The 23909-nt window shown below is 55.9% G+C and carries 26 protein-coding genes and 2 pseudogenes; 9 read left to right on the forward strand and 19 right to left on the reverse strand.

What is annotated here, in order from left to right:
• Positions 1 to 46: 46 nt before the first annotated feature.
• The 9 genes from uraH to hpxU form a co-directional block, all read right to left on the reverse strand.
• The gene (uraH, locus tag CMR03_RS05500; RefSeq protein ID WP_063878536.1) at positions 47 to 382 is read right to left on the reverse strand and encodes a hydroxyisourate hydrolase; all 336 of its coding nucleotides are present in this window, start codon (positions 380 to 382) and stop codon (positions 47 to 49) included.
• Positions 379 to 873 (reverse strand): 2-oxo-4-hydroxy-4-carboxy-5-ureidoimidazoline decarboxylase, encoded by a 495-nt coding sequence (uraD, locus tag CMR03_RS05505; protein WP_063878535.1) that lies wholly within the window; start codon positions 871 to 873, stop codon positions 379 to 381. Before uraD ends, uraH begins: the two co-directional genes overlap by 4 nt.
• Positions 874 to 2127 carry an allantoate amidohydrolase gene (gene hpxK / locus CMR03_RS05510; RefSeq protein ID WP_096011025.1) on the reverse strand — a complete coding sequence of 418 codons (1254 nt, stop codon included), beginning with the start codon at positions 2125 to 2127 and terminating at the stop codon, positions 874 to 876.
• Positions 2124 to 3359: a pyridoxal-phosphate-dependent aminotransferase family protein gene (locus CMR03_RS05515; RefSeq protein WP_063878533.1), complete on the reverse strand. Its 1236-nt coding sequence runs from the start codon at positions 3357 to 3359 to the stop codon at positions 2124 to 2126. Before CMR03_RS05515 ends, hpxK begins: the two co-directional genes overlap by 4 nt.
• Before the next feature lie 21 nt (positions 3360 to 3380).
• The gene (locus CMR03_RS05520) at positions 3381 to 4112 is read right to left on the reverse strand and encodes an amino acid ABC transporter ATP-binding protein (protein WP_014592994.1); all 732 of its coding nucleotides are present in this window, start codon (positions 4110 to 4112) and stop codon (positions 3381 to 3383) included.
• Positions 4093 to 4749 carry an amino acid ABC transporter permease gene (locus CMR03_RS05525; protein ID WP_063881111.1) on the reverse strand — a complete coding sequence of 219 codons (657 nt, stop codon included), beginning with the start codon at positions 4747 to 4749 and terminating at the stop codon, positions 4093 to 4095. The genes CMR03_RS05520 and CMR03_RS05525 overlap by 20 nt, the downstream gene beginning before the upstream one ends.
• Positions 4749 to 5414, reverse strand: coding sequence for an amino acid ABC transporter permease (locus CMR03_RS05530; RefSeq protein WP_063878532.1), 666 nt, complete (start codon positions 5412 to 5414; stop codon positions 4749 to 4751). Before CMR03_RS05530 ends, CMR03_RS05525 begins: the two co-directional genes overlap by 1 nt.
• Positions 5415 to 5424: 10 nt before the next feature.
• Complete coding sequence (locus tag CMR03_RS05535; protein WP_063878531.1) at positions 5425 to 6210, reverse strand: transporter substrate-binding domain-containing protein; 786 nt, start codon at positions 6208 to 6210, stop codon at positions 5425 to 5427.
• A gap of 191 nt (positions 6211 to 6401) precedes the next feature.
• Positions 6402 to 7241, reverse strand: a complete 840-nt coding sequence (hpxU, locus tag CMR03_RS05540) for a MurR/RpiR family transcriptional regulator HpxU (RefSeq protein ID WP_096011027.1) — start codon at positions 7239 to 7241, stop codon at positions 6402 to 6404.
• A gap of 156 nt (positions 7242 to 7397) precedes the next feature.
• On the opposite strand from hpxU, the gene CMR03_RS05545 reads away from it, so the two are divergent.
• Genes CMR03_RS05545 through hpxZ form a run of 4 tightly spaced genes read left to right on the forward strand, consistent with a single transcriptional unit; the run spans position 7398 to position 10956 of the window.
• Entirely contained in the window at positions 7398 to 8984 is a 1587-nt protein-coding gene (locus CMR03_RS05545; protein ID WP_096011028.1) for a gamma-glutamyltransferase family protein, read from the forward strand.
• Positions 8985 to 8996: 12 nt separating this feature from the next.
• On the forward strand, positions 8997 to 9179 hold the full coding sequence (gene hpxX, locus CMR03_RS05550; protein WP_096011029.1) for an oxalurate catabolism protein HpxX: 183 nt from the start codon (positions 8997 to 8999) through the stop codon (positions 9177 to 9179).
• Entirely contained in the window at positions 9176 to 10576 is a 1401-nt protein-coding gene (locus CMR03_RS05555) for an AtzE family amidohydrolase (RefSeq protein ID WP_096011030.1), read from the forward strand. Before hpxX ends, CMR03_RS05555 begins: the two co-directional genes overlap by 4 nt.
• Entirely contained in the window at positions 10573 to 10956 is a 384-nt protein-coding gene (gene hpxZ, locus CMR03_RS05560) for an oxalurate catabolism protein HpxZ (RefSeq protein WP_096011031.1), read from the forward strand. Before CMR03_RS05555 ends, hpxZ begins: the two co-directional genes overlap by 4 nt.
• Positions 10957 to 11080: 124 nt before the next feature.
• Here hpxZ and CMR03_RS05565 read toward each other — a convergent pair whose 3' ends face one another.
• Entirely contained in the window at positions 11081 to 11986 is a 906-nt protein-coding gene (locus CMR03_RS05565; RefSeq protein ID WP_096011032.1) for a LysR substrate-binding domain-containing protein, read from the reverse strand.
• A gap of 98 nt (positions 11987 to 12084) precedes the next feature.
• Here CMR03_RS05565 and CMR03_RS05570 point away from each other — a divergent pair, with 98 nt between their 5' ends.
• The gene (locus tag CMR03_RS05570; RefSeq protein WP_096011033.1) at positions 12085 to 12858 is read left to right on the forward strand and encodes a 2OG-Fe(II) oxygenase family protein; all 774 of its coding nucleotides are present in this window, start codon (positions 12085 to 12087) and stop codon (positions 12856 to 12858) included.
• Positions 12859 to 12910: 52 nt separating this feature from the next.
• Here CMR03_RS05570 and CMR03_RS25845 read toward each other — a convergent pair.
• The 6 genes and pseudogenes from CMR03_RS25845 to CMR03_RS05600 form a co-directional block, all read right to left on the reverse strand.
• A pseudogene (locus tag CMR03_RS25845) lies at positions 12911 to 13075 on the reverse strand (acetylornithine deacetylase); the annotation flags it as partial.
• Between the two features lie 2 nt (positions 13076 to 13077).
• Positions 13078 to 13251, reverse strand: a pseudogene (locus CMR03_RS25850) (acetylornithine deacetylase); the annotation flags it as partial.
• Complete coding sequence (locus CMR03_RS05585) at positions 13229 to 13903, reverse strand: DUF1028 domain-containing protein (RefSeq protein ID WP_063878522.1); 675 nt, start codon at positions 13901 to 13903, stop codon at positions 13229 to 13231. The gene CMR03_RS05585 and the pseudogene CMR03_RS25850, both read right to left, overlap by 23 nt.
• A complete protein-coding gene (locus CMR03_RS05590; RefSeq protein ID WP_096011034.1) occupies positions 13900 to 14334 on the reverse strand; it encodes a RidA family protein in 435 nt (144 codons plus the stop codon). The genes CMR03_RS05585 and CMR03_RS05590 overlap by 4 nt, the downstream gene beginning before the upstream one ends.
• Positions 14335 to 14351: 17 nt before the next feature.
• Entirely contained in the window at positions 14352 to 15617 is a 1266-nt protein-coding gene (locus CMR03_RS05595) for a flavin-containing monooxygenase (protein WP_096011035.1), read from the reverse strand.
• A 246-nt stretch (positions 15618 to 15863) separates the two neighbouring features.
• Positions 15864 to 16775, reverse strand: coding sequence for a LysR substrate-binding domain-containing protein (locus CMR03_RS05600; RefSeq protein ID WP_096011036.1), 912 nt, complete (start codon positions 16773 to 16775; stop codon positions 15864 to 15866).
• 423 nt (positions 16776 to 17198) lie between these two features.
• Here CMR03_RS05600 and CMR03_RS05610 point away from each other — a divergent pair, with 423 nt between their 5' ends.
• From CMR03_RS05610 to CMR03_RS05625, 4 genes are read left to right on the forward strand one after another with little or no spacing between them, the layout of a single operon-like run.
• Positions 17199 to 18722: an amino acid ABC transporter permease/ATP-binding protein gene (locus CMR03_RS05610; protein ID WP_096011049.1), complete on the forward strand. Its 1524-nt coding sequence runs from the start codon at positions 17199 to 17201 to the stop codon at positions 18720 to 18722.
• A 27-nt stretch (positions 18723 to 18749) separates the two neighbouring features.
• On the forward strand, positions 18750 to 19622 hold the full coding sequence (locus CMR03_RS05615) for a phytanoyl-CoA dioxygenase family protein (RefSeq protein ID WP_096011038.1): 873 nt from the start codon (positions 18750 to 18752) through the stop codon (positions 19620 to 19622).
• A 28-nt stretch (positions 19623 to 19650) separates the two neighbouring features.
• A complete protein-coding gene (locus tag CMR03_RS05620) occupies positions 19651 to 20463 on the forward strand; it encodes an ABC transporter substrate-binding protein (RefSeq protein ID WP_063878517.1) in 813 nt (270 codons plus the stop codon).
• 43 nt (positions 20464 to 20506) lie between these two features.
• Positions 20507 to 21238 carry a class II aldolase and adducin N-terminal domain-containing protein gene (locus CMR03_RS05625; RefSeq protein WP_096011039.1) on the forward strand — a complete coding sequence of 244 codons (732 nt, stop codon included), beginning with the start codon at positions 20507 to 20509 and terminating at the stop codon, positions 21236 to 21238.
• Positions 21239 to 21338: 100 nt separating this feature from the next.
• On the opposite strand, the gene puuE is transcribed toward CMR03_RS05625, so the two are convergent.
• Genes puuE through CMR03_RS05640 form a run of 3 tightly spaced genes read right to left on the reverse strand, consistent with a single transcriptional unit; the run spans position 21339 to position 23783 of the window.
• Complete coding sequence (gene puuE / locus CMR03_RS05630) at positions 21339 to 22298, reverse strand: allantoinase PuuE (protein WP_063878515.1); 960 nt, start codon at positions 22296 to 22298, stop codon at positions 21339 to 21341.
• Positions 22299 to 22332: 34 nt separating this feature from the next.
• Positions 22333 to 23064 (reverse strand): allantoin racemase, encoded by a 732-nt coding sequence (gene hpxA / locus CMR03_RS05635; RefSeq protein ID WP_096011040.1) that lies wholly within the window; start codon positions 23062 to 23064, stop codon positions 22333 to 22335.
• Positions 23061 to 23783 carry a GntR family transcriptional regulator gene (locus CMR03_RS05640; protein WP_096011041.1) on the reverse strand — a complete coding sequence of 241 codons (723 nt, stop codon included), beginning with the start codon at positions 23781 to 23783 and terminating at the stop codon, positions 23061 to 23063. The genes hpxA and CMR03_RS05640 overlap by 4 nt, the downstream gene beginning before the upstream one ends.
• Positions 23784 to 23909: the final 126 nt, after the last annotated feature.

Here is a 23909-nt window from a genome sequence, read left to right on the forward strand (position 1 = left end):
GGTAGCTCTCAAGCGCAGCGGAAAAGTGCCGCGCCTGATAACCCCGTCAGCTGCCGCGATAGGTAGACCAGCTCCACGGCGAGATTAAAAATGGCAGATGGTAATGGCTGCCGCTTGCAGCAATCACGAAATCGATTTGCGCACTGACGTACAGCGCATCCCGTCCGGTCACGCGAAAGTAGTCGCCAATCGCCGCCGTCAGGCGGTAATGGCCTGGTGCGATCGGCTCTGGCGTCAAATCCTTGAGGCGACCATCGCCGTCGGTGACGCCGCTGGCATAAGTTGACCAGCCTTGTGCCGTGCTCTGTTCCAGCAAGATTGCCACGTCAGCCGCGGGTTTCCCCAACGCGGTATCCAGAATATGGGTGCTGATTGTGCTCATGAAAAACTCTCCTTAAGCCGTAGCAGGGTGATCTCACGCAGCTGTTCCAGCGCTTCTTGCTGCTCGGTTTCGTGGTCGTTGTCCAGCCGTCGTGTGAGTTCGTCCAGCAGGTTTTGCGCGCTGCGCCCTTTTGCCCGGATCAGAAATACCCGATTAAAACGCGCCTCATAAGCCTGATTTCCCCGCAGCATTGCCTGCTGCAGCCCGTCGTCCGCCTGGTGCATGGCGGCTTGTTCACTGCGCGATAAACATTTCTCTATACCGTTGCCCTGCACCTTGTCACCGATTCGCGGATGCGCCGACAGGGCAAAATTGAGGTCTTCTGTCTGCCAGTCAGCTGTCAGCCGTTGTGCTTCGGCAATCAATGCCTCAAGGCTGTGAAAGGGGCGAGCCGCCACCATCGCCTGCTGCCAGCGTGGGATCGCGACGCAGTGCGACAGCGCAAGCTGAGCGGCGGCGTCGGGTAACTGATTAAAGGTGACGAGATCCATTTAGTGCTGCTCCGCAAGGTGGCAAACGGCCTGCAAATAAGCCTGAACGGCTGGGCCGACATCTGCTTCCTTAACCGATTCCGCCGGATGATGGCTAATGCCGCGATGGTTGCGCACAAACAGCATCCCTACCGGCCAGCGTTCCGCAATCGCGATAGCATCATGGCCTGCGCCGCTGGGCAGTGCCAGACTGCGCCCCTGTACGGTTTCAATCGCGTGGCTCAGCGCCTGCTGTAACCTCGCATCGCAGGCCGTCGCCGCAATGCGGTAATATTCATGAGACGTAAAGGTCAAACCCCGACGCAGCGCAATGGCTTCCGCCTGGGTCAGTAACGTGGACAGCAGCGACTCAAGCGGCGCGTCCTCCGGCCCACGCACATCGAGCGACAGGTTCACCTCGCCCGGAATAACGTTGACCGCGCCCGGTGCACAGCTAAGCGTGCCTACCGTTGCCACTAACTGCCCCGGTTGTTCGCGCGTCGTGTGTTCAATAAATACCATCCATTCTGCCGCCGCCGCCAGGGCATCTTTACGGTGGTTCATCGGCACCGTACCGGCATGTCCGGCTTCGCCCGTAAAGCTGCAGTTCAGGCGGCGGGCACCGTTGATCGCCGTGACAACGCCCAGCGCGAGATCGTCCTGCTCCAGGCAAGGTCCCTGCTCGATGTGTAACTCCAGATAGGCCACGATATCGCTGACGGCACGCGCAGCACGCGGGATCTGGGTAGCATCCAGCCCCACATCGCGCATCGCCTGAGAAACGGTAATGCCGTTGCCATCCGGATGCGTTGGCCAGCTGTCGGGCCAGGTGCCGGTGATACCACGACTGCCGAGTAAGGTAATGCCAAAACGCGTGCCCTCTTCATCACCAAAGCCGATGACTTCAATCGCCAGCGGCAGGCGACGCTGATGGTCGCTCAGCCACTGCACGGTTTCGATGGCGCTCAGTACGCCCAGCATCCCGTCGTAGCGGCCCGCATTGCGGACCGTGTCCAGGTGCGAACCCAATAACAGCGCCGGGGCACCGGGCTGGGCGGCCTCATAACGACCGCAAATATTGCCGACGGCATCCTGCCAGACCGCCATGCCGGCGGCCTGCATCCATTCGCCGACGCGCGCATTGGCTCGCAGGTGCTCTGGTGACAGGTAAACCCGTGTCAGCCCCTGATCGCTTTCGCTGATCTCAGCCAGCGCGTCACAGCGCGCCATGATACGCCGGGCGGCAATCTGAGCCTCGCTGGCATTCATCATCATGCATGGCTCCCGTAGTGATCCCAGGCGGCCTGCGAACCGGCACCCTGTGGCGCACGGTAGCCCACGTGCGCCAGCACCATTTCCAGCGCCGCCAGGGTTTGCATTACGCAGTCTTTACGGGCGTTGTAACCCATGGTGCCAATGCGCCAGACTTTGCCGTGCAGTGGGCCAAAAGAGGTACCGATTTCAATGCCGAAATCTTCCAGCATCAGTTTACGGACCTGATCGCCATTGACGCCCTGTGGAATCACCACGCCTAAAACGTTACTCATCTTGTTACTGAGATCGCCAAAGGTTTCCAGCCCCATTCCCTGAATGCCTTTCAGCATGGCGTCGCCGTGCAGTTTGTGGCGCGCAATACCGTTATCCAGGCCTTCCTGCAGGATCAGACGCGCACATTCGCGCGCGCCAAACAGCGCGCTGGTGGCTTCAGTATGGTGATTGAGTCGTTCCGGGCCCCAGTAATCCATGATCATGCCGAGATCGAAATAGTTGGAGTAGATCATCTCGTCGTCGCCATCCTGATGCGCGTCGGTGCGAATCCCCTGCTCCACGCATTTACGCTTGCGGATCACCGCCGCCATTTCATCGCTCAGGGTGACGGGCGAGGTACCCGACGGACCGCCCAGGCACTTCTGCATACCTGCGGACACGGCATCCAGTCCCCATGCATCGGTTTCCAGCGCATTTCCCGCCAGCGACGCGGTGGCATCGGTGTAAAACAGCACGCCATATTTTTTGCAGATTGCGCCCAGCTCAGCCAGCGGCTGCAGCATGGTGGTGGAGGTGTCGCCCTGCACGGTCAGCAACAGGCGCGGTTTGACTTTTTTGATGGCGTCTTCGACCTGATCTGGCGTGAAGACCTCGCCCCATGGAACGTCAATCGTGTGCACCTCGGCACGGCAGCGGCGGGCAATTTCGCACAGCAGATGGCCGAAACGCCCAAACACCGGCACCAGCACTTTATCGCCGGGGCGAATTGTCGACAGCAGAATCGCCTCAATACCGGCGCGGGAAGTGCCGTCGATCAGCAGCGTCCAGCGGTTTTCCGTGCGAAACACGCCGCGATACAGCGCCATCACTTCATTCATATAGTGCGTCATCGCCGGATCGTATTGTCCGAGCAGTTGGCTCGACATCGCACGCAGCACGCGCGGATCGGCATTGATGGGGCCAGGCCCCATTAACAGACGCTGAGGGGGATTAATTTGTGGAAATTGAGAGATATCCATAGTGAATTCCTTGTTAAGCACTCAAAGACGCACAGAGGAAATAAACTGCTTTAGCTCCGCCGTCTGCGGAGAGGCGAACAACGTTTTACTGTCGCCCTGCTCCCAGACGCGCCCCTGATGCATAAAGACCACACGATCGCCCACGTCGCGGGCGAAGTTCATTTCATGGGTGACGAGAATCAAGGTCATGCCTTCTGCGGCAAGCTGCTCCAGCACTTTCAGCACTTCGCCGACCAGTTCAGGGTCCAGCGCAGAAGTAATCTCATCACACAGTAATACGCGGGGTTCCATGGCCAGCGCGCGGGCAATGGCAACGCGCTGCTGCTGACCGCCAGACAAACTGGAAGGGTAATAATCCAGTCGCTCGCCCAGCCCCACTTTTTCCAGCATACGGGCCGCCAGTTCCCGGCACTCCGCCTGGCTTTTTTTCAGTACCCGACGCGGTGCCAGCATGACGTTTTCCAGCGCCGTCATATGCGGGAACAGGTTGAAGTTCTGAAACACCATGCCCACTGAACGGCTGATTTCCCGCGCCTGAGAATCACGGTCGGTAATCGTCATGCCGCCCAGTTTAATGCTGCCATCCTGATAGCCTTCCAGCCCGTTCATGCAGCGCAACAACGTACTTTTACCTGAACCGCTGCGGCCGATAATGGAGATCACTTCTCCCATATCGATATCCAGATCCACGCCTTTAAGAACATGGTTGGTGCCGTAATACTTCTGGACCTGATTAATGGTGATGAGCGGCATTAAATTTTTTCTCCAGATACTGGCTGTAACGCGACAGCGGATAACACAGCAGGAAGTAGCCCAGTGCGACCAGCCCAAAGACTTTAAAAGGCTGATAGGTCACGTTATTCAGAATGGTGCCGGCCTTGGTCAGTTCGACAAACCCGATGATCGACGCCAGGGCCGTGCCTTTAATCACCTGCACCGCAAATCCCACCGTCGGGGCGATAGCAATGCGAATCGCCTGCGGCGCGATCACCCGCGTCAGCGTCTGGCCAAAACCAAGCCCGAGGCAGCGTGATGCTTCCCACTGTCCTTTGGGCAGGGCCTGAATACTGCCGTGCCAGATATCCAGCAGAAATGCGCTGGTATAGAAGGTCAGCGCCAGTGATGCGGCGGTCCAGGGTGCCACGTCAATGCCGAACAGCCCCACGCCAAAAAAAGCCAAAAACAGCTGCATCAGCAGCGGCGTGCCCTGAAACAGTTCGGTATAGGCACGAATCACCCGCGTCAGCCATTTACGCTTTAACAGGCGTAAAAACAGCAGAGGTAACGTGACGAGCGTGCCGCCTAAAAAGGCCACCAGCGACAGGGCGATCGTCCAGCGTGCGGCCAGCAGCAGATTGCGCAGGATGTCCCAGTCAGTAAAGGTTGTCATCATGCCTGCACTCCCAGCCATTTGCGGCCAATCGCCAGCAACAGCTGACGCATCACAATCGACAACGCCAGGTAGATCAACGTAGTCACCGAATAGACTTCAAAACTCAAAAAGGTGCGCGACTGAATCAGGTTGGCGGCGAACGTCAGCTCCTCGTAAGAGACCTGCGAGACGACCGACGATCCCAGCATCACAATGATGCACTGGCTCACCAGCGCCGGATAAATTCGCTGCAGCGACGGTGGCAACACCACGCGCAGAAACGTCTGGCTGCGCGTCAGGCCCAGCACCCGTCCGGCTTCCCACTGCCCTTTTGGCGTGACCTGAATACCGGCACGGATGATTTCTGTACTGTAGGCACCAAGGTTGACCAACATGGCCAGCAAGGCCGCTTCACCGGCTGTCAGCTTCAGCCCCAGATTGGGCAAGCCGAACACAATAAAAAACAGCTGCACCACAAACGGCGTGTTGCGTATCAGTTCAACATAAAGGCCCCACAGGCGACTTGGCCAACTGGGTTTACCACTGCGAAGCGCCGCGCCGATGATACCGATGCTGACGCCGCCGACCGTGGCCAGCACGGTTAACTGGATCGTCACCCACAGGCCGGAGAGCAACTCCGGCCAGTACGGCCACAATGCAGGGAAATTAAGTTGCCCGGTCATTGCTCCGTCCTTATGCGCCCAGGTTGGCTGGCAGCGGCGCTTTCAGCCACTCTTGGGATAATTTATTCAGCGTGCCGTCTTTGATCGCCTGGTCAATCAGCGTATTCACTTTGTCTTTCAGCGCGGGTTCGTCTTTCTTCAGCCCGATATAGCACGGTGAGTCTTTCAGCATGAACTGCGCAACAGGGGCTTTAGCCGGGTTCTGACGCGTAATGGCGGCGACCACCAGGTTACCCGTTGCCACATACTGCACCTGACCAGAGAGATAGGCAGATAAGGTGGTGTTGTTATCTTCGTAACGCTTCACCTGCGCATCCTTAGGGGCCACCTCGCTCAGTACCATATCTTCTACTGCGCCACGGGTGACGCCGACAGATTTACCGCTCAGCGCCGCCGCATCTTTCAGATGTTCGCCTTTGGGACCAAAAACGCCCAGGAAGAACGGCGCATAAGCCCGGCTAAAATCAATCACTTTTTCGCGTTCGGGATTTTTCCCCATGCTGGAGATGACTAAATCGACTTTATCTGTTTGCAGGTAAGGCACGCGGTTCGCGCTGCTGACCGGCACCAGCTGCAACTTAAGTTTCATCTGTTTGGCCAGATACTTTGCCATGTCGATGTCATAGCCCTGAGGTTGCAGATCGGTCCCTACTGAGCCAAACGGTGGGAAATCCTGGGGAATCGCCACCCGCAGTACGCCGCGTTTCTGGATATCCTGCAGTTGATCGGCCAGCACGTTGCCCGCCTGCACCATCAGTACTGCCGCTGCTGCGACCGCCATCAAAACTTTTTTCATTATGCACCCCGGTGAGATTATGTGAAACAAAAGATTCTTATAGCTGGCATTCTGCAACTAATGTGCCAACGCGGTTGCACGATTAAAAAAGCGGATGAAGGGCGAAGAGAAGGCATTAGTGGTGATGGGGCAGATCCCGAGCGGCCTCGGGAGACGGTCCAAAAAGGGGCAAAGCACCAAAATGGTGCCTGTTAACGGTGCTCCAGCTCGTCAAGCTGGTGATAAAGATCGGCGATATGATGGATGCGCTGGCGTCCGTCTGACAGCAATTCATGCAGCAAGGCATTGGCAAGCAGGTTCACCAGGCTCATGGCCGATGCGTAGCTGTCAAAGGCTGAAACGCTGTCCAGCGGGGCGCAAAACTGCCAGCGCGCCAGGGAAATCACGCTCTGCGCCTGGGGCTCACACAGCGCCAGCACAGGGATTCCCGCGCTTTGCAGCTGCTGCATCAGCGGTTGGATAATGCGGGTGCGCCGTCGAAAAGCGATGACCACCACCATATCCTCGGGCGTAATATCCACCAGATCTTCGGCCAGCGTCTGTCCCGGCTGGGGCAGAATATGCACCTGCGAACGCGTCTGTATCAGCTGCTGGCGCAGGTGCAACGCCACCGGATAGGCGTTACGCATACCAACGATATAGATACGTTTAGCCTGTGCCAGCTGGGCAATGACTTCAGTAAACTGCTGGGCATCGATGCTGTTCACCCACTGTGTAAGATTGGCCATCTCTTGCTTGTAATGGCGCGACAGTAAGGTATTGCCCTGCACCGCATCCCGGTTATCCGTCAGCGGCATACCGCTCTGGCGCAGGGTGCGCAACTCATCACGCATATCTTTGTATTTGTCATAACCGAGCCGCCTGAACAGCCGACTGACCGTGGCTTTTGACACGCCGCTCAGGCGCGCCAGCTCGGCACTGTTATAGCTAATCAGATCGTCGAAATGGTCAAAGATAAAATCGGCAATGCGCTGCTCTTGCGGCGAAAGCTGGGGATAATGCGTTTTGAGCCTTTCATCAAGCTGTTTCATTCAGGTCCTGTAACTTTTGTTTCAACCGCGGGGTTTGACAGAAGCTAGCATAATTTGGGCCAGGTAAACCTGTCCAGAGACGTTGCGGTGATAAAAACTGGAACGGCTCTTGCTTAGTTATTTGCTCTGTACCCTGAATAACACAATGAGAAGAGCATGATTCAGAGCAATATGGCCCCGCTGGGCATGGCGGTAACGCCTCATCATCTGGCCAGTGAAACTGCGCTGGCAGTGCTACGCGACGGCGGCAATGCGATTGAGGCAATGGTTGCCGCCGCCGCCACGATCGCTGTCGTGTATCCGCACATGAACGGCTTGGGTGGCGATGGCTTCTGGCTTATTATGCCGGGCAAAGGCGACCCGATCGCTATCGACGCCAGCGGCAGAGCCGGTTCTCTCGCAACCATCGACTTCTATCAGGGTGAAACACAGATTCCACACCGCGGGCCCAAAGCGGCATTGACCGTGGCAGGCACGGTGAGCGGCTGGCACGAGGCGTTAACGCTGTCAGCCGAGCTCGGCGGCACATCCCTGTCTCTGCCACGATTACTGCGTGACGCCGTGCGTTATGCGGCAGATGGCATTCCGGTTACGGCCTCACAGGCGGCGGCGACTCGCAGCAAGCGTGAAGAGTTACAGCATCAACCCGGCTTTTCCGCCCTGTTTTTGCCCGATGGCAATGTCCCGGCGGAAGGCAGTCGTTTTACCCAACCCGATCTGGCCCGCACGCTGAGTCTGCTGAGTGAAGAAGGGCTGGAAAGCTTTTATCGCGGCACGCTGGCGCATCATCTGGCAGGCGAAATGGTTAACCTGGGCATTCCTGTCACCCTGGCCGATTTACAGGAGCAACGTGCCCGCCGGGTCACGCCGCTGCATGTCAGCCATAGCGAAGGGGATATCTGGAATATCACGCCGCCGACACAGGGGCTGGTTTCTCTGGCGATCCTGGGCATTACCGATCATCTGGATATGGCCAATGCCGATGAAGCGCAAACCATTCATCGCATCGTTGAAGCTACAAAAAAAGCCTTTGCTCTGCGCGATCGGCACATCACCGATCCCCGTCATGTGGTTGAAGATCTGCAGGCCCTGCTCGACAGCGATCAGCTCGCCACGATTGCCAGCCAGATTGACGATCACCGCGCTGCGCCGTGGGGAACCGGTCGTGGGCCTGGTGATACCGTCTGGATGGGCGTGATGGACAGTAGCGGGCTTTCTGTCTCCTTTATCCAAAGTATTTATCATGAATTTGGCAGTGGCGTGGTTCTGCCCGGCACCGGGATCGTCTGGCAAAACCGTGGGGCGGCTTTCAGTCTCGATCCCGATCATCTGCTGGCGCTGGCACCCGGCAAACAACCTTTCCACACGCTCAATCCTGCCGCTGCGCGCCTGAAAGACGGTCGCACAATGGTCTATGGCTCGATGGGCGGCGACGGACAGCCTCAAACCCAGGCAGCGATTTTTACCCGGCATGTGATACAGGGAATGCCGCTTCAGCAGGCAGTGAGTGCACCCCGTTGGCTGCTGGGCCGTACGTGGGGACAGACCTCTGACTCCCTGAAGCTGGAGAGCCGTTTTGCGCCTGAGACGCTGGAGCAGTTACGCCAGCTAGGCCATGAGGTGGAGTCGCTTCCGGCATTCAGTGAGGCCGTCGGCCATGCGGGGGCCATTGTTCGTCACAACAACGGTATGTTCGAAGGCGCAAGCGATCCACGCAGCAACGGCAGCGCCGCCGGTTTCTGACAGGAGTAAATGATGAATGATATGGAGTGGGCGGCTTATATCGCCCAGATGGAGCAGATCCTGAATCTGGAGCTGGATGAGGCACGCCGTGCAGCACTGCTGATCCAGATGACGCGTATTGCCGCTATGGCGGCACCGCTAATGGCTTATCCGCTGGACGATCGGCTGGAAGTGGCGGGAGTGTACCACGCATGAAACTGGACGAGGTTTCCATTCAGGCACTTCAACAGGCGATTCAGCGCGGGGATATCAGCGCCCGTGAAGTGGCAGAGCAGACGCTGACAGCAATAGAGAAACAGAATCCGCAGCTTAATGCCTGGACGGATATCACTGCAACGCGGATGAGGCAGGAAGCGGACGCGGTCGACCAACAGCGACTGCGCGGTGAGAAATTACCGCCGCTGGCGGGCATTCCCTATGCGGTAAAAAACCTGTTTGATGTGCAGGGCTATTCGACGCTGGCAGGGGCCGCATTATTCAGCCAGCGCCCCGCCGCGCAGCAGGATGCCTTTGCCGTGACGCGACTTCAGCAGGCGGGCGCACTGCTTTCCGGCATGGTCAATATGGATGCCTATGCTTACGGCTTTACGACAGAAAACAGCCACTATGGCGCGACGCGCAATCCGCACGATCTGGCGCGCATCGCCGGTGGCTCATCCGGCGGTTCGGCGGCAGCCGTGGCGGCCGGGCTGGTGCATTTTTCGCTGGGCACGGATACCAATGGCTCGATCCGCGTGCCGGCTTCGCTGTGCGGGATCGTTGGGCTGAAGCCGACCTTTGGTCGTCTGTCCCGCAGCGGCAGCCATCCGTTTGTCGCCAGTCTGGATCATATCGGCCCCTTTGCGCGTCGGGTGGACGATCTGGCGCTGATCTACGATCTGTTGCAGGGTAAGGACAGTGCGGATGCCTTCCAGGCAGATCAGCCGCAGGCTGCATCCTTGCCTTTGCTGAAACAGGGGGCGCAGGATTTACGCTGTGCCGTGCTGGGTGGTTTCTTTTCAACGTGGTGTAATGATGATGCGCGCACCGCCCAGATGCAGACCGCCAAAGCGTTACAGGCTGACGAAGAGGTGATCATGGCGGAAGCGGAACTGGCTCGCTCAGCCGCCTTTATCATGACCGCTTCGGAAGGCGGCAACCACTATCTGCCCGCGCTACGTCAGCACCCCGAACAGTTTGAACCGCATTCCCGTGAACGCCTGCTGGCGGGCGCGATGTTGCCCGGTGCCTGGTATGTGCAGGCACAACGCTTCCGCCGTCATGTCCAACAGCAAATACTGCCGTTGTTTGATCGGTTTGATGTGCTGATTGCCCCTGCCACACCCTGCAGTGCCCCGCTGATTGGTCAGGAGACGATTGCCATTAACGGACAAAACTTGCCGACCAAGGCCAGCATGGGCATGTTAACCCAGCCGATCTCTTTTCTCGGCCTGCCCGTCTGTACTGTTCCGCTGGCAACGGCAAGCGGCTTGCCGATTGGCATACAGTTAATCGGCGCGCCGTTTAACGAACAGGCGGTCTTGCGGGCGGCTTTTGCCCTTGAACAGCAAGGTCTGACATTTTCTCCCACCAACGTGGCTGGAGCCTCATGAACACCGAAGAGATTAATCGCACTGACGTGCTGGACGCCGTAACCGCCGCATTCTACCGCTATGAACAGGCGCTAACGGGCAACGATATTGCCGTTCTGGATGAGCTGTTCTGGCACGATGCACGGACGGTGCGTCTGGGTGCCGGAGAGAATTTATACGGCATTGATGAGATTCGCGCTTTCCGCGCCGCCAGGCCTTCGACGGGACTGGATCGCACATTGCAGAATACCGTGATCACGACCTTTGGCGATGCTTTTGCGGTATGCAGTACCGAATTCACCCGCGCAGGCACTGAAAAAATTGGTCGTCAGCAACAAACCTGGGTGAAATTCCCCGCAGGCTGGCGCATCGTCGCGGCCCAGGTCAGCCTGATGAGTTAACCAAGTCGCGTTAAACTCCCCGTAGCGCCAGAGGCAAGGATGCCTCACTTTATCTAAGATCGCCCAGGCTGTGACTGCCCGCGCACAGCGCTGCAACCTCTGCTCACCGCCAGCCGAATGCGCTTTATTCCCCTGCAGCGCGTTCGCGCAACCAGGCGATCATCTCCTCGCTTCCTTCCTGGTTGCCAGTGCGATTAGGCCAGGCAAGGTAATAGGGCTTACTGAGCGGTAAACATAACTCATCAATGACCACCAGCGCGCCCCGCGCCAGTTCCTGGGCAATCATCTGGCGTTGTCCCAACAGCAGTCCCGCTCCGGCGACCGCCGCATCAATCGCCAGTGAGGTCAGGTTAAACGTCAAACCCGGCTGAGCCCTGGGTTCGGCCATGCCTTTTGCCTCAAACCAGGCTGGCCAGTCAGGCAAAAAACGCCCTTCTTTTCCCCAGTCGAGATGAATCAGTGGCGCTTCGTTGAGGATATGTGCTGCAGAAAACGTGTTGACCAGCGCGGGGCTGGCGACCGGGAATACCTCATCGTGAAACAGATACTGTTTGTTCAGTTTGGGACAGGCGTCTTCACCAAAACAGATGACAAAATCCGCCGGGGTTTTACTGAAGTCCACTTCGGCGTGCGTGCCATGTAGAGAGAGACCGACATGTGGGCAGCGCTCGCGCCAGTGGTGAAGATGCGGTAATAACCATTTTGACGCCAGCGCGGGAAGCGCATACAGCGTAAGCTGAGCGGCGGTGTCCTTGCGCCCGATGTTTCGTTGCCCCAGTTGCAGAATATCGAAAGCCTCTGACACATAGCGAAGATATTGCTTGCCGATATCCGTCAGCATCACGCCGTGCTGGGTGCGTAAAAACAGCGCACATCCAAGATGCTCTTCAAGCTGACGAATTTGCTGACTGACTGCGGCTGGCGTTAACGCCAACTGCGCTGCCGCCTTCGTCAGGCTGCCGGTTTCCGCAGCCACCTTAAATGACTGAATAACGTTGATTTTAGGCAGGCGCGACGACGGCGTGGGCATTAAGGCTTCCTTATCAGGGTCTTAAATATTTATTGGTATTCAGTATGATCGGACCCCGTTAAAGTGATATCTCACTCTTGAAACGCGGGAAGCAAACGATGCCTGAAGCTCTGGTACGTACTGACTTACATCCTCTGTCCAGTCATGACTGGCGTCAACACTGTCGGACGCAACTTAACCAGCAAGGTGCACTGGTGCTGCCTGATTTTTTGCAGCCCGCCGCCCTACAAGCCATCGTCGCAGAAGGTGATGCGCAACGCCATCGTGCTTACCATACCCAAAGTAAGCATAACGTCTATCTGATGAAAGCGGACCCAGACTTCAGCGATATGCATCCTCGCAACCGCGAAGTCAGTAGCACCAAAGGGTGCATCACTGACGATGTGATCGCGCCGGATTCTCCTTTGCGTCAGCTTTACGACGATGCACTTTTTCAGTCTTTTTTGTGTGAAGTGCTTGAAGAAGAAGCGTTGTATCCGTACGCCGATCCCTTGTCTTCCATTAACCTTCACTACGCGCCGCACGGCAAAGAACTGGGTTGGCATTTTGATAACTCTTCGTTTGCCATCACGTTGCTGGTGCAGAAACCTGTGGGTGGTGGACGGTTTCAGTATGTGAAAGACCTGCGGAATGCCGATGCGGGCGAGATGAATTATGCGGGCGTAGCCGCGGTGCTGGATGAACAGCAGCCGGTCGATGAGCTGGCGATTGAAGCCGGGGATTTAGTGCTGTTTCGCGGGCGTAATTCCCTGCATCGCGTCACGCCCACCGAAGGCGACGTGACACGTATGCTGGCGGTGCTGGCCTATAACACCGCGCCCGGCATTGCGTTATCAGAGACCGCGCGCATGACTTTTTATGGCCGGCTGTAAAAACGGGTTGAGCCGATAATCTGGCTATGCGGTGCGATCCGCCCCGCATGGCTTACCCGGTTGAGTTCGTGGGCGTTAACGCCATCCACTGACGCAGGTTGTTCAACATCGTCATACAACGTTCCAGCCGTTCGATACTGACAAACTCATCCGCTTTATGTCCCTGATCCATGCTTCCCGGCCCACAAACCAGGGTCGCCTCGCCAATGTCGTCAAATGATTGGCTTTTTTACCGCTGTCGTCATGCAGCCACTGCGTCTTAACGCCTCTGACCGTCAGGTAGTCGTCAATAAACTGAATCAGTGCCAGGTTTGACGCCCGGCTGGTTGTGTCAAAGGCCAGCAGTGAGGCCAGAAGCACACGTAAACCCTCATTCATCGCCGGGAACGCCATAGGCTGGCGCTTCACGCGGGTCCAGTGCGCGCGTGACATAGGCTTCCATCTGCGGTTCATAGGCAAGCCACAGTTGCGTCAGTTGCCCGACAGGATCATGCTCAGTCCAGTCAATGCGCAGATCCACCAGCGGCCAGGTATAGTCGTCCACCAGTTTGAGCGCGGCAGAATGTAACGGCCCGGCCTCCCCGCCCGCCGCCACGCCGGCCTGAAGGGCGGCAAGAAGCCGACTGGCCAGTTCACCGGAGGCCGCGTCATAAGCCGCACACATTGCAGCCGTCACGCCTTTATCCGCCAGCATATTGCCTGCGGCGATACAGTTTTTGCCTTCAGTCACGCTCCCGATGCCCAGCGTCTTGCTGCCACTGAAAAACGCCGTATTGCCCTGAATATCGATCGCGGCGACCTGACGGTAATCACTGAATCTGTCGTCAGCCAGCGCCAGCTTGAGCGCCACGTTCAGATCCCTGCCCTGATCCAGATGCACCAGAATCTGCTGCCCCAGAGAAGGCAGCGTAATGTTCTGGCTCGCTACCGCGCCCACGCCCGCCTGCAGCCAGGGACAGCGCGCCCCCACGGCTATGCTGGATGAACTGATGGCAATACCGAGTTGACCGGTTTCTTCACAACGTGCCGTTACCGATAAGGTCATTGCATCGCTCCCTGTTTCCAGTCATCCGGAATCACCGCAATGACATCAATTTCCACCAGCCACTGCGGCTGTGCGAGCGCCGAAATCACCAGGCCCGTAGAGACAGGGAAGACGCCTTTAAGCCACTTTCCCACTTCCCGGTAAACCGGCTCGCGATAACGCGGATCGGTAATATAGGTGGTGGTTTTGACGATATGCGACAGATCGCTTCCTGCCTCTTCCAGCAGTTGCTGCACATTTTTCATCGCCTGCGCCGCCTGGGCAGCCGGATCGCCCAGGCCCACCAGATTACCGTCGAAGTCGGTGCCAACCTGACCGCGCAGATACACGGTGTTACCTGCACGTACGGCCTGGCAGAGATCGTTGTCCAGCGTTTGATTGGGATAGGTTTCTTTGGTGTTAAACATCCGAATACGAGTATGAGTCGGCATAACGACAATCTCCTGGTTCAATTTTCTGAAGCGGCACGGTAATCCTGATACTGACGTTGGATAGCGATGTGGTCGGCGACATATTTTGCGTCATGCCACACGCCCCAGATAAACGAGGAGCCCCGACGTGACTGCCAGGGTAGCCCGAGAAAATAGAGCCCGGACTCGGTGGAGACGCCGCGTTGATGGACCGGTCTGTTCTTCTCGTCAAAGGCATTAACCTTCAGCCAGGCGTAGTCGGTGGCGTAGCCCGTCGCCCAGATGAGGGTGGTGATCCCTGCGCGGACGAGATTGAGTGACTGCACAGGGTGCGAGACACTTTCCGGATCGGGCAGAAACACGCGCGCGCCAGGATCTTCGGGCAAATCCAGCCCATGGCGCTCAACCCAGGCATCTGCCGCGTCAAGCAGGGATAAATAGTTTTCATCACCTGAGGCAATGTTTTGCGCCAGATCGGGCTTGAAAGTCACCTCATCGCCTGAAAAGCGTTCCGTCAACCCGACCAGGTTGATGCCCTGTTGCGCCAGCCTGCGAAAGTCGACTGTATGACCGCCGCGCGCGCCGCTGACGGCAATGGTGACGTGTTCTTTACCGGGTTGACCGGCTGCCGCATCCCACAGACCTAGCACACCTAACCACCAGCAAAAGTCCCGGTTGCGATAGCGTCGAGGTGGCCGATCGTGCGGCCCAACCGAGAGCCAGACGTCTTTTCCTGCACGCTGAAGCTCATCGGCAATCTGCACTCCTGATGAGCCCGCGCCGATAACCAGCACGCCGCCTTCAGGCAGTTGTTGTGGATTACGATAGTCCGCTGAATGCAACTGGGTGAATCGCGCATCAGTGGGCGCAATGGCGGGAATGATGGGCTTCTGGAAGGGACCGGTGGCAACGACCACGCGCTGTGCAACAATCGGGCCTTCAGAGGTAGAGACGTCGAAACCGCTGCGCCCGACACGAGGCACTACGCTGAGGACCTCGACGCCCGTTTTGACAGGCGCGTCAATGTGCCGTGCATACGCGTCAAAATAGTCAGCAATCTGTTCTTTAGAGACAAAGCTGTCCGGGTTCTGGCCCGGAAACGTCATGCCGGGAAACCGGTCGTGCCAGGCGGGACCGTTGGCGACCAGAGAATCCCAGCGGCGCGTCCGCCACGCCTCAGCAATACGATGTTTTTCCAGGACACAATGCGGAATGCCGAGCCGCCCCAGATGCTCGCTCATGGCGATGCCAGCCTGTCCTGCCCCAATCACCAGGGTGTCTGTTTCTTGCTCTGTTATTGTCATTCCATCATCCTCAAGCCCGCCGTTTCAATGACGTGTTCCTGACACGCGCTAGCGCCAAGACTATTTGAGGCAGATGAATGGGTAAAATATTATAAAGCTAATATCTGAATAAGAAATTAATAAGCAGAGGATGCACACCTGATTATTAAAGCCACTCAACGAATAAACCGTAAAATTTATCGACGACTTCCGCCATAAATACATTTCATTTTCTTACCGAATAGCAGGCGATATGCGCGGCCTTTTTCAGGTCGTTGGTCCCAGGGCACTATTCTGGCAATAGTCCATAAAAAGTTTTGTCGGACGCGTGGGTTCATTATGACTTAACCAGGCCATGATTAACGTAGAGGCTTCCATATCATCCTCAATATCAATCTGCGCAAGTTTTTTACCGTCATACGTCATATCCGTGTAAGGTCGGGTGACCAGTACTGAAAAGCCTAACCCCTGCCCCACCATGCAACGTACCATTTCAATTGAGGGCGAACTGTAGGCAACCTGCGGATGATAACCTTTGCTTTTGAAAATATTGATGAAGTAATTCCTGCTGGGGACAGCATCCAGCAAAATCATCGGTTCCTGACTCAGCTCACGCAACGTGACGAGGGATCGTTGTGCCAGCGGATGGTTTACCGGTAAGAGCGCATAGGGTTTATGCGGGGCGTTCAGCGCCGCTTTTTGTATCGTGTTGTCCAGTTCAAGATCGTACAGGAAAGCCAGGTCAAAACGTCCACGATGGAGTCCGTGCATCAGTTCATGCTGCTCGCCATCGTAAAGTTCAATGGTGATATCCGGATACTGTTTTTTAAATCCGGCAATCAGTTTTGGCATGTACAGAGGCGCGGCAGATTCAAAGCAACCCACCGTAATCGTTCCCGAAATCAGTGTGTTATCTGCCCGTGAATTTTGCTCAAACTCGTGAGTCAGGCGTAACAGTTCTTGGGCTTTTTCATAAAAACGACGGCCTCCGGGCGTCAGGGAAACCCCCTGGGCATGATGGCGAATCAACAGTTGCTGATCGAAGGCGTCCTCCAGATTTTTAATCGAGACAGAGATGGAGGGCTGGGCGATATGCAACTGACGCGAGGCTTCAGCAATGCTTTCCGTCTCTACCACGGCGACGAAATATCGGAGCTGTTTAAGTGTAAAGCGACTCATGGCGTTACCTCTTTTTTTTATGGTCAGCGAGAAGCACTGCTTCGTTTTGGACTAAGCACTGGTGCAAATGCTGTGCCACAACATGCTCAGTCGACCTGAGCGCCTTTTTTTCAAAAATATCGACAGCCTGTTTTTTTATCTTCGACAGATCGCGAACGTCAAAAAAAGAAATTGCACCAATAACTCTCACGTTGCGTCCTAATGATCAGCGCGCTGCCCTAAATAAGCGCAAAAATGAAAGCAATACGCTAATTATTACTCTGTGACATTCAAAATACGCCGTTTAAAAGTGAGAGTAGAGTTGGATAGTTTTTTTAAAATCAGAACCAAAGAAATTACTAATTGCTATCGTTCCCATCATGCCGCCATAGTGAATTACAGAATGAAATGATTAACCCTTTTCTGTTTAATGCGAGCAAGCCCATGACATTTAACTGGAACTATATGTTCAGTCTGTTTAGCGACGCTAATTTCTGGCTGGCGACATGGACCGTCATCAAACTGAGCCTGCTGACCTGGGGAATGAGCATTATCGCGGGATTTATCCTGGCGCTGGCCAAGCAGTCGCGTCATCCCTTATTGACGCTACCCGCCCGCTTTTATATCTGGCTCTTTCGCAGCCTGCCGTTACTGGTGCTGCTGATCTTTGTTTATAACCTTCCTCAGGCACTGCCCGCCACGTCGACGGTATTGAGCGATCCCTTCTGGGCCGGGTTTATTGCGCTGACCATTTGTGAGAGTGCCTACATCGCGGAGATCCACCGTGGTGGGCTGCTGTCGATTCCTAAGGGCCAGAGCGAGGCCGCCCGGGCATTGGGATTGCGCTATGCCGGTATTCAGTGGCGCATTATTATCCCGCAGGCCTTGCGTGTGGCGTTACCGGCGCTGGCAAATGAATACATCGCAATCGTGAAGCTGACGTCGCTGGTCTCTGTTATCTCACTCACCGAAATTTTGATGGTCGGCCAACGGCTTTATTCGCAAAACTTTCTGGTCATGGAAACCATGGCTGCCGTGGCCTTCTATTACGTGCTGATCGTGACCGTCTTTGACTTCCTGTTAAAACAGCTGGAACGCTATCTGGACGTGACGCAGCGTCAACCGTCCGGCAAACCCGATGCGCACCTGTTTGAACTTGCACAATGCGCTGCGGTGAATCCTGTACGCCAGGCGCTGCACACCGGCGGGCCAGCGTTGCAGGCAATGCGTCTTCATAAGGCTTACAACAATGTTGAAGTGCTGGGTGCCGTTAACCTGCAGATTCATCCTGGTGAGGTGGTTTCCGTGATCGGGCCTTCAGGCTCAGGAAAAACGACGCTGATTCGCCTGCTTAATGGTCTGGAGCAGATCGATAACGGCGAAATCCGTATTAACGGAAAACCCTTTATTCATCTCAGTCAGCAAGGAGAACAACGAAAGCCACGCTTCATTGAGCATAAGGAACACCGCCTCAATATTGGGATGGTCTTTCAGAGCTTTAATTTGTTCAGCCACCTCAACGTCATGGATAACCTGCTGCTGGCACCACGCTATCACAAGCTTGCGCCCACACAGACCTTAAAGCAGCAGGCGGCTGCACTGCTTTTCAAGGTCGGGATGCTGGAACATGCGTGGAAATACCCTCATCAGCTCTCCGGGGGGCAGCAGCAACGCGTCGCTATTGCACGCGCCTTGATGATGCGCCCCCAAATCATGTTGTTCGACGAACCGACGTCAGCGCTCGACCCTGAAAAAGTGAATGAAGTGCTTCAGGTCATTGAAGCCCTGGCAAGCGAAGGCATCACCATGGTGATCGTGACCCATGAGATGAACTTCGCCTTCAAAGTCTCTGATCGAATTGTCTTTATGGAAAAAGGACGCGTCGTGTGTGACGACGCGCCACAAGCGCTACGCGATGGCCAGCATCCGCGCGTGGAAGCTTTTCTGAAGGATGTCTCGCTGGCGTAACGATGTATTAATCACGAGGGCACGACCATGATTGAACAATGGCAGATAGATCAGTATCACCAGCAAGGATTTCTGGTAGTTGAACATGTCCTGACAAGCGATGAAATCGCAGCGCTGCAACACGATTTTGATCAGTGGGTTGAGGAAAGCCGCAGCCAGAGTACGCCCTGGGGCGATACGCAGGACGGCCGTCCGCGTTTCGACATTGAGAGCGATCACAGTGCCGATCACCCTTCATTACGCCGTGTGAGCTCACCGAACGACATCTCTGCCGCCTACCGCCATGCGGCCCTGCAGTCACGTATGGCGCATATTGCCGGGCAATTAATTGGTGGCAGCGGCACACGCTATCATCACAGTAAGATCAACTCGAAGCTGCCCCATACCGCAACCAAAGTGGAGTGGCACCAGGATTTTCTGTTCACCCCGCACAGTAACGACGATATTGTGACCGCGCTGCTGATGGTCAGTGAGGTCACGCCGGAAAATGGCCCGTTAAACGTGGTGCCGGGCAGCCATCAGGGGCCACTTTATTCACACTGGCAGGACGGACGCTTTACCGGTGCTGTCGATTCTGCGGTGGTGAAAGAAGAATGTCAGCAGCCTACTGCCTGCTTTGGGCCTTCCGGTTCCGTGTGTTTTATGCATACACGGCTGCTGCACGCCTCCAGCCCCAATGAAACCGCCTGGCCGCGCACACTGTTTATCGCCGTGTACGCGGCGGAAGATGCGCTGCCATTCGGTGAAAACCCGTTACCCAGTCCGGATGCCGGAACGCTGGTCTATGGTCACGAGAGCGGCCTGGTCCGCAGCACCGCAAATGAACTTCGCCTGCCGCAGAAACCGCGTGGCGCCTCGTTCTTTGTTCAGCAGGCCGGTCAAGATCTTGCCAACGTCTGATAGCGCCTAACATAGAGAGATAATAACGATGAAAACATGTGTATTAAGTCTGCTTGCTGCAGGCGCTGTACTGGCGTCATTTAACGCCTCAGCTTTTTTACAACCAGGTAAAATCATCGCCGGATCGGATATGACCTTCTTTCCATATGAATATATGAAGGATAACAAGCCCGCCGGCTTCGACATTGAGTTTCTTGATGGCCTGGCAAAAGTGATGGGCCGTCAGGCCGTGAATATTGATACCCGCTTTCCTAACCTGATTACCGGCTTGCAGAGTAACCGGTTCGATATCACTAACTCGTCAATGTATATCACCGCCGACCGCATGAAGGTGATCGATATGATTCCCTATCTGAAGAGCGGTGAAGCTATTCTGTCGCTGAAGGGCAGTGATTATCAGCCCAAAACGCCCGAAGCATTCTGCGGTCATAAAATTGGCTCGATGGGCGCCACCTCCTGGTTACAGCAGTTACATAAACTGTCTGACGATTACTGTGTGAAAAACGGTAAGCCGCCTATCGCGATCAGCGAATATGCTACCGATCCGCAGACGACGCAGGCGATGCTCTCCCATGCAGTCGAAGCGCAGATCACCGATGCCGCGGTCGCGCGTGGCGTCGTTCAAAAGCTGGGCAACCGCATTCAGATTTCCTCCACAACGCTCATCTACCCGGTGTTAAACGGGTTCGGCGTGAAGAAGGACAATACAGAAGTGAAACAGGCCCTGGTCGCCGCGCTGGAAACCTACCGTAAAACGCCAGAGTATGCCGCGCTGCTGAAAAAATACCATTTTGAAGCGCCGACAGCAGACGATCTCAAAACCTTGATGCCACAGCCTTAATCTCAAACGCGTGCCGGGCACGCGTTCATTTTCAGGAGGTAATATGGCACTTTCTTTCGAAGAACAAACGCGTATCGATTTGGCTGCGGCCTTCCGCATTATTGCCCATCTCGGCATGCATGAGGCGGTAGCGAATCATTTCAGTGCCGCTGTCTCGCCGGATGGTAAGCAGTTTCTGATGAACCCAAAGTGGAAACACTTTTCACGCCTTCGTGCCAGCGATCTGCTGCTGCTCAATGCAGAGGACCCATCCTGTGCAGACCAGGAGGATGTTGATGCCACCGCCTGGTCTATCCATGGGCAAATTCATCAGCGACTGCCAGAAACGCGCGTCGTGATGCATCTGCATCCGGTTTACACCACCAGCGTCGCCTGTCTGGCACAGCCACACATTCCGCCGGTTGATCAAAACAGTGCACGCTACTTTAACCGTCTCGCGGTGGATACGTTATACGGCGGCATGGCTGATACCAAAGAGGAAGGCGCACGACTGGCCAGCCTGTTGACCGATAAACGCCGTCTGTTAATGGGGAATCACGGTGTCATGGTGACCGCCCAGACGATTGGCGAGGCCTTTGATGACATCTGGACGCTGGAGCGCGCCTGCCAGATTTTGGTCACCGCCTGGTCTACCGGGCAACCTTTAAAAGTGTTGAGTGATGAAGTCGCGGAAAAAACCGCCCGCGACTGGGAAAGCATTCCCGACTTCTCTCTCCGTCATTTCGAAGAGATGAAGCAACTGATGATTGAGGCCGATCCCGCCCTGTGTGACTGAGTGGTTGCGTGCGCAGTTGTCTCGCGGGCAACAACGCCAGAAACAGCGGCAGCGCGTGCCGGCGCTCTTTTGCCGTCACGCGCTTACCGCCCGGAGGAGGTTACGCCTCTGGCGCGGGGTGCGTTTTCTTCCAGTGATCGGCAATCTGCTGCCGGGTACAGATCCACACCTCTTTATGCTGTTGGATATGATCAAGAAAATTTTGCAACGCGCGAAATTTGCCCGGACGGCCCAACAGGCGACAGTGCATCCCAACCGACATCATTTTGGGTGAGGTTTCGCCCTCTTCATACAGCACGTCAAACGTGTCACGCAAATAGGTAAAGAACTGCTCCGCGGTGTTGAATCCCTGTGGCGAGGCAAATCGCATATCGTTGCATTCCAGAGTGTAAGGAATGATCAGATGCGGTTTCACCGTGCCGTCCTGGCAGGTCACCTGGGTCCAGAACGGCAGATCGTCACCGTAGTAGTCACTGTCGTAGCTAAATCCACCCTGCTCAACCACTAAACGGCGCGTATTGGGGCTGTCACGGCCGGTGTACCAGCCCGTCGGTGCTTTGCCAAACAGATCGGACAAGACATCTACCGCCTGCTGCATATGCTGGCGTTCGGTTTTGGCATCCATGCCCTGGTAATGAATCCAGCGCCAGCCATGACTGACCACGTCGTAATTGGCCTGTTTTATCGCGTCAACGATTTCCGGATGACGCGCCAGCGCCATCGCCACACCAAAAACGGTGAGGGGCAAACCCCGTTTCTGAAATTCGTTATGAATGCGCCAAAAACCGGCACGGGAACCGTACTCGTACAGCGATTCCATCGACATATGCCGATCGGGATAGCTGGCGGCACCGATAATGTCAGACAGGAACTGCTCTGAACCTGTGTCGCCATGTAATACGCTGTTCTCGGCCCCTTCCTCGTAGTTAAGTACAAACTGCACCGCGACACGGGCCTTCTTCGGCCAGGCCGCATGAGGAGGATTAGCGCCATAACCGATCAAATCGCGCGGGTAATTTTTATTGAAGCTGTAGGTTTTCTTATCCTGGCTTTCAGTCATAACGTGCATCCTGTCGGTGAACGGGAACATCTGCTTAGTTTAGGTGCTGAAAGGCACCAGAGAGTGGTTTATGTAAAGGATAAGCCAAATCGCCCTGTTTGCTGGTGCCAAACCCTAGCGCCACCAGCGATTCCACCATTTTTACTGCTGCACTGACGCCATCGATCACCGGCATCCCCAACTCCTGGGTGAGCGACGCCGCCAGCGTTGCCATACCGCCGCAGCCTAAAACAATCGCACCACTGCCGTCTTCCTGCTTCGCCTGGAGGCAACGCTGACGCACTTTCTCCTGTGCCAGCCCGCTTCCATCTTCTAATGCCAGCACCGGCAAATCGATGGCATGTAAGCCTGCACAATGATGAGTAAAGCCATACTGCTGGAGCAAATGACGGGCGATCACCAACGTTCGGGGCAAAGTGGTGACAATGGAGAAGCGCGTCGCCAGTAAGGTTGCGGTGTGCATGGCCGCTTCCGCAATACCAATCACCGGCCCGCTGGCCAGTTCGCGTGCCGCAAGCAACCCCGGATCGCCGAAGCAGGCAATGACGTGGCCACTGACGCCCTGCGCTTTGCCGAGCTTAATCTGTTCCAGCACGCCAATCGCCGCGATCGCTTCGTCGAAATGCCCTTCAATGGAAGGCACGCCCTGTGTAGGACAGACGGCCAGAATTTCCGTGCCGGGCGCTGCCACCGCGCGCGCCGCCTGACCGATGGTTTCCGTCATCGCCTGGCTGGTATTGGGATTAATTACCTGAATCAGGCTCATGATAAAGCTCCTTTATGACCCGAAAATAACCGGGTGAAATCCGGCAACGTTTCGCCTCCGCGTTCAAAGTGCAGGCTGGAAACAATATGTTCAAAGTGGTGCTGCATCGAGGTGGTTAGCGGCACTAACGCCTTATCTCGTAAACGTTTTAACAGTTGCTCATGATCATCACAGCGGCAACCGCGCTGCCAGGGAGCGCCCCAGGCGGCAATGACCAGGGAAGATCGTTGGGTCAGTCGCGTAACGAGATCGGTTAACACCTGATTGCCGGAAATAGCCTGCAGCTGGATATGAAACGCCGCCGACAGACGAATTGCCGCAGGGCCATCATGCTGTTCGATGGCCGCCTTTTCCTGCTCAACCAGCGCAGCCAACGCGGCAAGGTGAGGTGCCTGCATATGTTCCAGTACGGCAGGAAGGTTGGCGCATTCGAGTAGACTGCGGGTTCGGAAAATGTCACGCGCTTCCTCCACTCCGGGCGTCGCGACATGTGCACCACGTTTGGGCGTAAGCGTCACCATTTGCACCGCAGCAAGGCGCTGCAACACTTTCCGAATGCCTGTGCGGCTGACACCGAATACGTCTGAAAGCGCCTCTTCCGGTAATTTACTTCCGGGTGGCAACTGATGTTCGACAATGGCGTTCATCAACGCCTGATAGATAGGCTCATCTTTATCATGCAGATCGGCCGCCGTTCTCTGGCCTGTTTCACTCTTCATTACCCGCTCCGGTAAACATCTTTGCGTAACTTATCGTATACGTTAAAAATAAATATTGTATACAAAAATCAAATTTGGCCTGGATCCTGCAACGTTTACACATAGGGTCATTTATTCATGTCTTTG

It is taken from the genome of Pantoea allii (assembly GCF_002307475.1).
Classification (GTDB): domain Bacteria; phylum Pseudomonadota; class Gammaproteobacteria; order Enterobacterales; family Enterobacteriaceae; genus Pantoea; species Pantoea allii.